An 11,618-nucleotide genomic window follows, 5' to 3' on the forward strand; every position below is an offset into this window, starting at 1 on the left:
CCTGATTCACGAGCCTCTCCAGGAAGCCTTCCCCATGAACATCCTCCGCTTTTCCGATCTGTGCGCCCAGGGCAAGGCCCAAGGCCAGCGCGTTTTCATCCGTGCCGACCTGAACGTTCCCCAGGACGATGCCGGCCGCATCACCGAAGACACCCGCATCCGCGCCTCGATCCCCTGCATCCGCATGGCGCTGGATGCGGGAGCGGCCGTCATGGTGACGAGCCACCTGGGGCGCCCGACCGAGGGCGAGTTCAAGCCCGAAGACTCGCTGGCCCCCGTGGCCGCACGCCTGGCCGAGTTGCTGGGCCGTGAGGTTCCCCTCGTCGCAAACTGGGTCGATGGCGTGACGGTTGCCCCTGGTCAGGTCGTGCTGCTGGAGAACTGCCGCCTGAACGTGGGCGAGAAAAAGAACAAGGAAGACCTGGCCCGCAAGATGGCCGCCCTGTGCGACATCTTCGTGAACGATGCCTTTGGCACCGCCCACCGCGCCGAAGGCACAACCTATGGCATCGCGCAGTTCGCCCCCATCGCATGTGCCGGCCCGCTGCTGTCGGCCGAGATCGACGCCCTGACCAAGGCCCTGGCCCATCCGCAGCGGCCGCTGGCGGCCATCGTGGCGGGCTCCAAGGTGTCCACCAAGCTCACCATCTTGAAGAGCCTGGCCGACAAGGTGGATCAGCTCATTGTGGGCGGCGGAATCGCCAACACCTTCATGCTCGCAGCCGGCCTGCCCATCGGCAAAAGCCTGGCCGAGCCCGACCTGCTGGACGAAGCACGCGCCGTGATCGCCGCCATGAAGGCGCGCGGCGCGGAGGTGCCGATCCCTACCGACGTGGTCACCGCCAAGGCGTTTTCCGCTGATGCGCCCGCCACCGTCAAGGCGGCCACCGACGTCGCCGAGGACGACCTCATCCTGGACATCGGCCCCGAAACCGCCGCCCGGCTCGCCACCCAGCTCAAGTCCGCAGGCACCATCGTCTGGAACGGCCCGGTGGGCGTGTTTGAGTTTGCAGCCTTCGAAAACGGCACCCGCGTGCTGGCCAATGCCATTGCTGAGTCCCCTGCCTTCAGCATTGCGGGCGGTGGCGACACGCTGGCCGCCATCGCCAAGTACGGCATCGAGAAGCAGGTGGGATATATCTCTACCGGCGGCGGCGCTTTTCTGGAAGTGCTTGAAGGCAAAACGCTTCCTGCCTTCGAGATACTGGAAAAACGATCCGTTACTGAAAAGTGAAGACGGTTACGAAACCGCGTGCAATCAAATGCGCCAGTGTCGTAAGCGGCCGCGCCAAACTGTGACCAAAAACAACGAATCGCGAGTGTCTGGGCGCAGTTACCTCATTTTTTTCTTGTTTTTGTTGAGTATCGCGCCCAGAATTATTTTTCAATCGCGTGGGATGTATCCGTTTATGTCCGCGCCTCTCAAAGTCCGTAGGAGGGAATCATGAAATTTTCAAAGGCAGTCAGCTTGGCGGTGATCGCTGGCGCTGTGGCTACTTTGGCGGGATGTGCTTATCGTTCGCCGATTCCCCTGGCGGAGAATTTTGAGCTGACCGTGCAACCCAAGGTGCGCTCTGCAGGCCACTGGGAACTCGTCTCCAACGACGTGGTGGCCCAGACGCTGAGCACGCTGGACAAGGCAGGCATGCCGTCGGGCACACAGCTGCACGTCGCGTTGCCCCCCAATCCCAGCGCTTTTGACCTGGCGTTCCGCGATTTCCTGATCACCAAGCTCGTGCAAAACGGTGCCCCCGTGCTGCAGGATCCTGGTCAGACGCTCAATGTGACCTACAACACGCAGCTGGTTCGTCACAACAGCGCGCGCCCCCATTTCATTCCCGGCCAGTTCACGATGATCGCAGCAGGCCTGATGGCGGCCTACGGTCTGCGCCATGAGCACCTGGATGCCCAGTTGCTGGCCACGTTGGGCCTCGCCTCGTTGGCCGACTACGGTGCCAGCATCAACTCGGGTGGCCCGACCAACACCGAGCTGATCCTGACCACGACCGTGACCCGCGGCGGCCAGTATGTGGCGCGCAAGACCGATGTGTACTACCTGGAGAATGCGGATACGCCGCTGTTCCTGCGTCCCTCGTACTACAAGAACGTCAACATGAAGGTAGTTTCGCAATGAAATCCGCAGCACTCCTGACCACGTTGGCCGCAGCAGCCTTGCTGGCCGGTTGCGCCACCAACGGCGCGCCTGTCCGCACAGAGCCCACCTACCAGGAAGCCGCGAGCAGCCAGTTTCTGACCAGCAGCCGCGACGCGGTGAACAAGCTGACGACAGGCTTTGATGTCGCCGCAGCGGGCGGTGGCCCGGTGCTTGTTGCCACGATCGTCAACGTGAACGATCTGAGCCGCTCGGCCCCCCTGGGTCGCACGCTGTCGGAGCAGTACGCGTCACACATGGCCACCAGCGGTTTCAACGTGAAGGAAATCAAGCTGCGCGGCGACGTGTTTGTGCGCGAAGGTACGGGGGAGCTGCTCCTGTCCCGCGAACTCAAGGACATTGCACGCAACCACAATGCCTCGATGGTGCTGGTGGGAACGTATTCGGCCGCTGCCAACTACACCTACGTGAGCCTCAAGCTTGTGCGCACCGAGGACACACGCATCATCCGTGGTTACGACTACGCACTTCCCAATGACCGGGATGTGCAGCGCCTGCTGGCTGTTCAGCGTTAATCCGGGGCATAAGGGGCGAGCCAGCTTTGCCCCTGCGCATCAAATAGAAGGAAAAGGCCGTTTCGACGGCCTTTTTCAATGGCTGCGGCGAATGCTTCACGGTCGCGGCCCGCTGGCCAGGCCGGCTGTCTGCGGCGGCCGGTGCCGACGCACCTAAAATCGCCGCCATGACTTTCACCGACATGCTGCGCGACGCCACGGCGCAAAACAACTCCCTGCTGTGCGTGGGCCTGGACCCGGAGCCCACGCGCTTCCCGGCGGGGATGCAGGGCGATGCGCACAAGATCTACGATTTTTGCGCTGCCATCGTGGACGCCACAGCCGACCTCGTGTGTGCCTTCAAGCCGCAGATCGCCTACTTTGCTGCCCACGGCGCCGAAGACCAGCTCGAGCGCCTGATGCAGCACATGCGCGCCAACGCACCGCACGTGCCGGTGATCCTGGATGCCAAGCGTGGCGACATCGGCTCCACGGCCGAGCAGTACGCCAAGGAGGCCTTCGAGCGCTACGGCGCCGACGCGGTCACGCTCTCGCCCTTCATGGGTTTTGACTCCATCGAGCCCTACCTGGCCTACCACGGCAAGGGCGCGTTTCTGCTGTGCCGGACTTCCAACCCGGGCGGCGACGACCTGCAGACCCAGCGCCTGGCCAGCGTTGACGGCCAGCCGCTGATGTTCGAACACGTGGCGCGCCTGGCGCAAGGCCCGTGGAACAAGAACGGCCAGCTGGGCCTGGTGGTGGGTGCCACCTACCCGCAGGAGATCGAACGCGTGCGCAGCATTGCGCCCACGTTGCCGCTCCTGATCCCCGGTGTGGGCGCCCAGGGCGGCGATGCTGCGGCCACCGTGCGCGCCGGGCTGCGCGAAGGCGGGCCCATCATCGTGAACTCGTCGCGGTCCATCCTGTATGCATCCAAGGGCGATGACTTTGCAGCCGCTGCCCGCACCGAGGCCCAGCGCACCCGCGCCGTGCTCGAAGCGGCCCGCCCGCGCTAGCAGCCGCAGCTTCTGGACGGGGGGGCGCTTCGCACAGCGCAGTTCGTCTTCAGTGAAATGCTACTAAAAATATAGCTTATCGCGCTTATCCATCAAGCGCTGGAGGCTATTTTGGCTTGTATTTTGGGCCCCAGCACCACGCAGGCCAGCGCCGCCACCACCAGCGCAATGCCTGCCCACTGCCAGGGCGCCACGCCTTCGCCCAGCACCAGCCAGCCCGTGGTCAGCCCCACCACCGGCACACCCAGGCTGAACGGCGCCACGCGGTTGGCGGGGTAGCGCTGCAGCAGGTTGGTCCACAGCCCATAACCGACGATGGTGGCGACCCAGCCCAGGTAGGCCACCGATCCCCAGGCGAGCAGGGGCACGTTCGCCAGCGTCTGCCATTGCAGCCAGCGCGCGGCGTCGGGGTCAAACATGGCGGACAGCGCCACGAACGGCAGCACCGGCACCGCGCTGCTCCAGATCACAAACGCCAGCGGGTCATACCCCGGGCTTTGCTGCTGTGCCAGGCGCGCCACGATGTTGGACGACGCCCACATGGCAGCACCACACAGCGTCAGCAGCAGGCCGCCCAGCGTGGTGGCGGCCGCCACACCCACGCCAGAGCCGGGGCCCACGTAGTTCATCGCAAAACACACCAGCCCCAGCGCGGCGAGCACCATGCCCCACCGCAAGGGCAGCCCCGGCCGCTCGCGCAGCATGGCAAAGCCAAACAGCGCGGTGAAGAACACCTGGGTCTGCAGCAGCACGCTGGCCAGCCCCGCCGTCATGCCCACCTGCAGGCCGATGAACAGAAAACCGAACTGCCCCACGCCCTGGAACAGCCCGAACATCAGCACCCAGCGCCAGTGCACACGCGGCGGGCGCACCAGCAGTACCAGTGGCAAGGCGGCGCACAGGTAGCGTGCGGCACCCAGCTGAAAGGGGCTGAAGCTGCGCAGCCCCCACTTCATGGCCACAAAGTTCACACCCCAGAGGATCACCACCGCCAGCGCGGCGAGCAGGTCGCGCGCACGCAGGGCGCCTGCGGCAGGCCCTTGCACCTGCGCTGTCATTGGGCGGCGCGCGCAGCGTCGATGTGCGCCTGCGCACGCTGGGCCAGCGCAATATCGCCAGGGGTCTCCGGTGTCCACCGGTCAATGTCGCGGGGAGCGCCGTCGGCGTCCACGGCGGTGTAGACCGCCACGCAATGCACCACATCCTGCAGCGGTTCGCCGTGGATGGCCGCGCTGCGCACCTCCACGGCCAGGTTCATGCTGGCGGCGGTGGTGTGGGTCAGGCGCGCATGCACTTCCACCAGGTCACCGGGCCGGATGGGGCGGACAAAGTCGGCGCCGCCCACGAACTCGGTGATGCACGCGCCTTTGCACCAGGCGCTGGCGCACGCATGGCCCGCATCGTCCACCCAGCGCAGCACGGCGCCGCCGGGCACCCGGCCCGCCTGCAAAAGGCTGCTGTCAGACGCCAGAAAGCGCAAGGTGATCGAGTGCATGCAGGGTGCTCCGGAAATGGGGTGGCCCATTATTCTCCAGCCCGCCCTGGCCTGCCATGGCACAGCAGACCGGCAGGGGTCGCTGCCCGCGGCCACCGCCCGATTGACCTGCGTCAAAACCCCACGGCCCACACCCGCCTACATTGCGTTACACCTCGCGCGGCGCCGGGCATTACCCGCTGGTGCCGCACGCCAGTCGGCGGCTGCCGACACCCCGCCCCCTGGGGCCTTTCCTGTCCCGCCTGCTGCCATGTCATTGCTACACCGCCTGAATCTGCTGGAAAAATTCCTCATCCTGGGCACCCTCGGCCTCATGATGAGCGCGCTGCCCACGTACCTGTATGTGGGCGATGCGCTGCGCGCCATTGCGCATGCACGCCACGAGTCGCAGGGCGTGGCTCCCGCGCAGGCGTTGACGCACCTGGTGCAGCGCATGCAGGTGCACCGGGGCTTGTCGGTGGGCATGTTGGGTGGCGACGACGCGCTGGCCGCACGCAGGCCCGCTGCCCGCGATGCCGTGAACGCGGCCGTGGGCGAAGTCAGCACCCGCTTTGCCGCAGCCAAGGTACCGGCTGCCCAGATGGCCGCCTGGGCCCAGGCGCAGCAAACCTGGCGCACGCTGGAGCAGGCGGTGGCCGCGCGCGGCATCGAGCAGGCCCAGAGCACGGCCCAGCACACCCAGCTCATCACCGCGCTGCTGCAGCTCAATGAATCGCTGCTGCATGCCTATGGCCTGCAGGTGGACCCGGACGAAGACACCCATGCGCTGATCCAGGCATCGCTGGTGCAGGCGCCGATGCTGGGCGAAAAGCTGGGCATGCTGCGCGCCCAGGGCGCCAGTGCGCTGGGCAAGCGCGAGCTCACGCCCCAGGGCAAGGGCCAGCTGCTGGTGCTGGAGCAGCGCGTGGCCGAGCTGCAGGCCGACACCTTCCGCGGGCTTGACCGCGCCCTGCAGGGCAATGCCCAGCTGCAACGTGCGCTGGGCAGCAGTGCGCAGGGGGTGCAGAGCCAGATCCAGCAATCGCTGCAGATGGCCGAGCGCGATGTGATCAACGCGAGTGAGTTGACGCTTGCGTCCCAGGACTATTTCGACACCTTCACCCGCACCATTGAAGCGCTGAACGCGCTCAACAACCTGTCCATGGCCAGCCTCGACCAGGCCTTGCAGGCGCGCGTGGCGGGGCTGCAGCGCAAGCTGCTGTGGGTGGCGCTGGCCCTGGTCATCACGCTGTCGGCCACCAGCGGCATGGCGCTGGTGTTCGTGCGCTCCATGACCGGGCCGTTGTCACAGGCCGTGGCGCTGTCGCGTGCCGTGGCGCAGGGCGACCTGAGCGGCGCCCCCATTGCCCATGGCACCAACGAGGTGGGCCAACTGCTGGAAGCGCTGCAGCAGATGCGCGCGCAACTCACGCAGGTGGTGCGCAACGTGCGCAGCGGCTCGGAGAGCGTGGCCACCGCCAGCGTGCAGATCGCCCAGGGCAACACCGACCTGTCGGCCCGCACCGAAAGCCAGGCCAGCGCGCTGGAAGAAACCGCCGCGTCCATGGAGCAGCTCAATGCCACCGTGCGCCAGAACGCCGACAGCGCCCAGCAGGCCAGCCAGCTGGCCGCCAGCGCCAGCACCGTGGCCGTGCAGGGCGGCGAAGTGGTGGCGCAGGTGGTGGACACCATGCACGGCATCAATGCCTCGTCGCAGAAGATCGCGGACATCATCGGCGTGATCGATTCCATCGCCTTCCAGACCAACATCCTGGCGCTCAATGCCGCCGTCGAAGCCGCGCGCGCTGGCGAGCAGGGCCGGGGCTTTGCCGTGGTGGCCACCGAGGTGCGCAGCCTGGCCGGGCGCAGCGCCGAAGCCGCGCGCGAGATCAAGGCGCTCATCTCCGCCAGTGTGGAGCGGGTGGAGCAGGGCAGCGCGCTGGTGGACCGCGCCGGCGCCACCATGAGCGAGGTGGTGGCCTCCATCCGCCGCGTGACCGATATCGTGGGCGAGATCAGTGCCGCCAGCCACGAGCAATCGCTGGGCGTGGCCCAGGTGGGCGAGGCCGTGACGCAGATGGACCAGGTCACGCAGCAGAACGCCGCCCTCGTCGAAGAGATGGCCGCCGCCGCCAGCAGCCTGCAAAGCCAGGCCGAAGACCTGGTGCATGTGGTCTCGGTGTTCCGGCTGGGGGACGAGGGTGCAGGGGGCGGCCTGGCCGCTGCACGCCCACGTGCGCTGCTGTAAATTTGATAGCTGCTGGCGCTTGCTGTATAAGCGCTGGGTGCCATTTTCTCGTGAAAACCCATGCACCTTGCGTTCTGGCTACGTGCCACTGCCGCAGCCACCGCGCTGGTAGCCCTGGCTGTGCCGGTGGCCCTGGCCCAGGATGAAGCGCCCCCGCTGCGGCCCGGCCCCGCGGGGCGGGCCGTGGATGGTGCTACCGCCGGGGCCCGGCGCCTGAGCGATGTGCCCTATGGCCCGGATCCGCGCCATCGCATGGACGTGTACGTGCCTGCAGGCGCCATGCCCGGCGCGGTGCCGCAGCCCCCGGGGCGTGGCGCGCCCGTCGTTTTCATGGTGCACGGCGGCGCATGGAGCCTGGGCGACAAGGCCCACGGCCGCGTGGTGCACGCGAAAGTGGGCCGATGGGTGCCGCGCGGGCTGGTGGTCATCTCGGTCAACTACCGGCTGGTGCCGGCCGTGAACGTGCTGCAGCAGGCGCACGACGTGGCCACGGCCCTGGCCGCCGCGCAGCGCCATGCCGCGCAGTGGGGTGCAGACGCCTCACGCTTCATCCTGATGGGCCATTCGGCCGGTGCCCATCTGGTGGCACTGCTCAACGCACACCCCGCGCTGGCCCACACCGCCGGGGCGCGCCCCTGGCTGGGTGCCGTGGCGCTGGACAGTGCCGCCCTCGATGTGCCCCGCGTGATGGCCGCGCGCCATCCGCCGCTGTACGACCGGGTGTTCGGCGACGACCCCGCCTTCTGGCGCGCGGCGTCGCCCAACCACGCGGTGCAGGGCAACCCGGCGCCTGCGCCGCCCTTCCTCCTCGTGTGCTCCACCCGGCGCACCGACGGCGCCTGCGCGCAGGCACAAGCCTTGGCAGATAGGGTGCACGCCCAGGGCGGCCGTGCCGAGGTGCTGCCCCAGCCCCTGTCCCACGGCGACATCAATGCCCGGCTGGGCGAGGAGGGCGACTACACCCACGCGGTGGAACGGTTCATGGCGTCGCTCGACCCCGAAGTGGCGCGGCTGCTGCGGTGAGGTAGCTGGAAAGCTATTATTTGTATAGCTAATGGCGCTTGCTGTGTAAGCGCTGGAGCCTGTTTTTATTCAAATTTCCGTTGCAGGTACGGTGCCAGATACCGCCCCGTGTGGCTGGCCGGGTTGGCCGCCAGTTCCTCGGGCGTACCCACGCCCACCACAGTGCCGCCGCCCGCGCCGCCCTCGGGGCCCATGTCGATGAGCCAGTCGGCGGTTTTGATCACATCGAGGTTGTGCTCGATGATGACGATGGTGTTGCCCGCATCGCGCAGCTGGTGCAGCACGCGGAGCAAGAGATCGATGTCGGCAAAGTGCAGGCCGGTGGTGGGCTCGTCCAGGATGTAGAGCGTGCGGCCCGTGTCGCGCTTGGATAGCTCCTGCGCCAGCTTCACACGCTGCGCCTCGCCGCCTGAGAGGGTGGTCGCGGCCTGGCCCAGGCGGATGTACGACAGGCCCACGTCCAGCAGCGTCTGCAGCTTGCGGGCGATGGTGGGCACGTCCTTGAAGTACGCCGCCGCGTCTTCCACCGTCAGCTCCAGAATCTGCGCGATGTTCTTGCCCTTCCACAGCACCTCCAGCGTCTCGCGGTTGTAGCGCTGGCCATGGCAGATGTCGCAGGGCACGTACACGTCGGGCAGGAAGTGCATCTCCACCTTCACCACGCCATCGCCCTGGCAGGCCTCGCAGCGGCCGCCGCCCGATGACTGCGACACGTTGAAGCTGAAGCGCCCGGGGCCGTAGCCGCGTTCCTTGGCGGTGTTGGTCTCGGCCATCAGCTCGCGGATGGGCGTGAACAGGCCCGTGTAGGTCGCGGGGTTGCTGCGCGGTGTGCGGCCAATGGGGCTCTGGTCGACGTTGATGACCTTGTCGAAATACTCGATGCCCACGATCTCTTCGTGCGCGGCCGGCTCCTCGTGCGCGCGGTGCACCTGCCGCGCCACGGCGGCGTAAAGGGTGTCGTTGACCAGCGTGCTTTTGCCCGAGCCCGAGACACCCGTCACGCAGGTGAGTAGGCCCACGGGGAAGTCCACCGTCACGCCCTTCAAGTTGTTGCCCGTGGCGCCCACAACGCGCAGCGCCTGCACGGCGCCCTGGCGGGCGTGGTGTTCGGCCATGCGTTCGGCGCGACGCTTGCTGGCCTCGGTCTGTGGAAAGCGCGACTTGGCCTTGGCCTCCACCACGGGCGCAGGCTGGTCCAGCACCGGCAGCCAGGGAGTGCGGCGCTTTGGCACGGCAATGGTGCGCGTGCCTGACAAGTACTGGCCCGTGAGCGACTGCGCGTTGGCGCGCACTTCGTCGTATGTGCCCTGCGCCATCACGCTCCCGCCGTGCACGCCCGCGCCGGGGCCCATGTCGATCACATGGTCGGCGGCGCGCATCATGTCTTCGTCGTGTTCCACCACGATCACGCTGTTGCCGATGTCGCGCAGGTGCTGCAGCGTGGCAATCAGCCGGTCGTTGTCGCGCTGGTGCAGGCCGATGCTGGGCTCGTCGAGCACATACATCACGCCCGTGAGGCCTGAGCCGATTTGGGAGGCCAGGCGAATGCGCTGCGCCTCGCCACCGCTGAGCGTCTCGGCGCTGCGGTCCAGGCTCAGGTAGCTCAGGCCCACGTCGTTCAGGAACTGCAGGCGCGTGGCGATCTCGCGCACCACCTTGTCGGCGATCTCGGCCTTGGCGCCGGTGAGCTTGAGGTCGTTGAACCAGCCATGGGCGGTGTTTAGCGTGGCGTGGCTTACCTCAAAGATGGCGCGGGCTTGCTCGCCCTCACCCAGCCGCACATGGCGGGCTTCACGGCGCAGGCGCGTGCCGTGGCATTCGGGGCAGGGCTGCGTGCTGCGAAAGCGCGCCAGGTCCTCGCGCACCACCACCGAATCGGTCTCGCGGTAGCGCCGCGCCATGTTGGGGATGATGCCCTCGAACGGGTGCTTCTTGGTATGCACCTTCCCCTTGGAGGCCCCGCTGTCCATGATGTAGCTGAAGGCGATTTCTTCCTCGCCCGAACCGTGCAGGATGGCCTGCTGCACCGGTGCGGGCAACGACTCGAACGGCGCCTCGATATCGAACGCATAGTGCCGCGCCAGGCTCTCCAGCATCGCAAAGTAGTAGCCATTGCGCCGGTCCCAGCCCTTGATGGCACCGCTGGCCAGGCTCAGCGTGGGGAAGGCCACCACGCGCGCCGGGTCGAACACCTCGCGCTGGCCAATGCCATCGCACGCCGGGCAGGCGCCCATGGGCGAATTGAACGAGAACAGGCGCGGTTCCAGCTCGGCCAGTGAATAGCTGCACACGGGGCAGGCAAATTTGCTGCTGAACAGGTGCTCCTGGCCCGTGTCCATCTCCAGTGCCAGCACGCGGCCGTTGCCGTCATGGCCACCCACGCGCAGGGCCGCTTCCATGCTCTCGGCCAGGCGCTGCTGCAGGTCCGGCCGCACCTTGATGCGGTCGATCACCACGTCAATGTCGTGCTTCTCGGTTTTCTTGAGGGCGGGCAGGCTCTCGTGCTCGTAGATCTGCCCGTCCACCCGAAAGCGGACATAGCCCAGCGCCTGCATCTGCGCAAAAAGCTCGGTGAACTCGCCCTTCTTCTCCCGCGCCACGGGGGCGAGGATCATGAGCTTGGTGTCCTCGGGCAGGGCCAGCACGGCGTCCACCATCTGGCTCACGGTCTGCGCGGCCAGCGGCAGGCTGTGGTCCGGGCAAAACGGCGTGCCCGCACGGGCGTAGAGCAGGCGCAGGTAGTCGTGGATTTCGGTCACCGTGCCCACGGTGGAGCGCGGGTTGTGGCTGGTGGCCTTCTGCTCGATGCTGATGGCGGGCGACAGGCCCTCGATCAGGTCCACATCGGGTTTGTCCAGCCGCCCCAGAAACTGCCGCGCATAGGCCGACAGGCTTTCCACATAGCGCCGCTGGCCCTCGGCATACAGCGTGTCAAACGCCAGGCTCGACTTGCCCGAGCCCGACAGCCCCGTGATCACCACCAGCTGGTTGCGCGGAATGTCCAGGTCGATGTTCTTGAGGTTGTGCGTGCGCGCGCCGCGGATGCTGATGCGCTGCTCGCGCAAGGCGCGGGCGAGATAGGTGCCATCGGGGGAGGGAACGTTGTCGGGCATCGGCGGGGGCAAAAAAGGCGGAACCCGCCATGATAGGCGCACGCGCGTTTGATGGAATCCCGGGGGATCGGGGATCG

General features: G+C 67.1%; 9 protein-coding genes. 6 read left to right on the forward strand and 3 right to left on the reverse strand.

Annotated features, from left to right (window positions below; translation table 11 throughout):
- Positions 1-34: 34 nt before the first annotated feature.
- From KYG_RS05600 to pyrF, 4 genes are all read left to right on the forward strand, one after another.
- Entirely contained in the window at positions 35-1,234 is a 1,200-nt protein-coding gene (locus KYG_RS05600; RefSeq protein ID WP_008903873.1) for a phosphoglycerate kinase, read from the forward strand.
- 210 nt (positions 1,235-1,444) lie between these two features.
- The gene (locus KYG_RS05605; RefSeq protein WP_008903874.1) at positions 1,445-2,134 is read left to right on the forward strand and encodes a hypothetical protein; all 690 of its coding nucleotides are present in this window, start codon (positions 1,445-1,447) and stop codon (positions 2,132-2,134) included.
- On the forward strand, positions 2,131-2,688 hold the full coding sequence (locus KYG_RS05610; protein ID WP_008903875.1) for a FlgO family outer membrane protein: 558 nt from the start codon (positions 2,131-2,133) through the stop codon (positions 2,686-2,688). Before KYG_RS05605 ends, KYG_RS05610 begins: the two co-directional genes overlap by 4 nt.
- A gap of 167 nt (positions 2,689-2,855) precedes the next feature.
- Positions 2,856-3,683, forward strand: a complete 828-nt coding sequence (gene pyrF / locus KYG_RS05615) for an orotidine-5'-phosphate decarboxylase (RefSeq protein WP_008903876.1) — start codon at positions 2,856-2,858, stop codon at positions 3,681-3,683.
- 92 nt (positions 3,684-3,775) lie between these two features.
- Here the strand turns inward: pyrF and KYG_RS05620 are convergent, their stop codons facing one another.
- Together KYG_RS05620 and KYG_RS05625 are read right to left on the reverse strand one after the other, a co-directional pair.
- Entirely contained in the window at positions 3,776-4,741 is a 966-nt protein-coding gene (locus KYG_RS05620) for an EamA family transporter (RefSeq protein ID WP_008903877.1), read from the reverse strand.
- Complete coding sequence (locus KYG_RS05625; RefSeq protein WP_008903878.1) at positions 4,738-5,178, reverse strand: acyl-CoA thioesterase; 441 nt, start codon at positions 5,176-5,178, stop codon at positions 4,738-4,740. Before KYG_RS05625 ends, KYG_RS05620 begins: the two co-directional genes overlap by 4 nt.
- Before the next feature lie 250 nt (positions 5,179-5,428).
- Between KYG_RS05625 and KYG_RS05630 the strand changes: the two genes are divergently transcribed.
- A complete protein-coding gene (locus tag KYG_RS05630; RefSeq protein ID WP_008903879.1) occupies positions 5,429-7,405 on the forward strand; it encodes a methyl-accepting chemotaxis protein in 1,977 nt (658 codons plus the stop codon).
- A gap of 60 nt (positions 7,406-7,465) precedes the next feature.
- Complete coding sequence (locus tag KYG_RS05635) at positions 7,466-8,428, forward strand: alpha/beta hydrolase (RefSeq protein ID WP_008903880.1); 963 nt, start codon at positions 7,466-7,468, stop codon at positions 8,426-8,428.
- A 65-nt stretch (positions 8,429-8,493) separates the two neighbouring features.
- Here KYG_RS05635 and uvrA read toward each other — a convergent pair whose 3' ends face one another.
- Positions 8,494-11,541, reverse strand: coding sequence for an excinuclease ABC subunit UvrA (gene uvrA, locus KYG_RS05640; protein WP_008903881.1), 3,048 nt, complete (start codon positions 11,539-11,541; stop codon positions 8,494-8,496).
- Positions 11,542-11,618: the final 77 nt, after the last annotated feature.

Origin of the sequence: Acidovorax sp. NO-1, assembly GCF_000238595.1 — a bacterium.
In the GTDB taxonomy this organism is placed as follows: Bacteria; Pseudomonadota; Gammaproteobacteria; order Burkholderiales; family Burkholderiaceae_C; genus Acidovorax.

Bases quoted from the DNA above. Each gene is read 5' to 3' on its own strand.
- KYG_RS05600 (WP_008903873.1), top strand. From the start codon at position 35: ATGAACATCCTCCGCTTTTCCGATCTGTGCGCCCAGGGCAAGGCCCAA.
- KYG_RS05605 (WP_008903874.1), top strand. From the start codon at position 1,445: ATGAAATTTTCAAAGGCAGTCAGCTTGGCGGTGATCGCTGGCGCTGTG.
- KYG_RS05610 (WP_008903875.1), top strand. From the start codon at position 2,131: ATGAAATCCGCAGCACTCCTGACCACGTTGGCCGCAGCAGCCTTGCTG.
- pyrF (WP_008903876.1), top strand. From the start codon at position 2,856: ATGACTTTCACCGACATGCTGCGCGACGCCACGGCGCAAAACAACTCC.
- KYG_RS05620 (WP_008903877.1), bottom strand. From the start codon at position 4,741: ATGACAGCGCAGGTGCAAGGGCCTGCCGCAGGCGCCCTGCGTGCGCGC.
- KYG_RS05625 (WP_008903878.1), bottom strand. From the start codon at position 5,178: ATGCACTCGATCACCTTGCGCTTTCTGGCGTCTGACAGCAGCCTTTTG.
- KYG_RS05630 (WP_008903879.1), top strand. From the start codon at position 5,429: ATGTCATTGCTACACCGCCTGAATCTGCTGGAAAAATTCCTCATCCTG.
- KYG_RS05635 (WP_008903880.1), top strand. From the start codon at position 7,466: ATGCACCTTGCGTTCTGGCTACGTGCCACTGCCGCAGCCACCGCGCTG.
- uvrA (WP_008903881.1), bottom strand. From the start codon at position 11,541: ATGCCCGACAACGTTCCCTCCCCCGATGGCACCTATCTCGCCCGCGCC.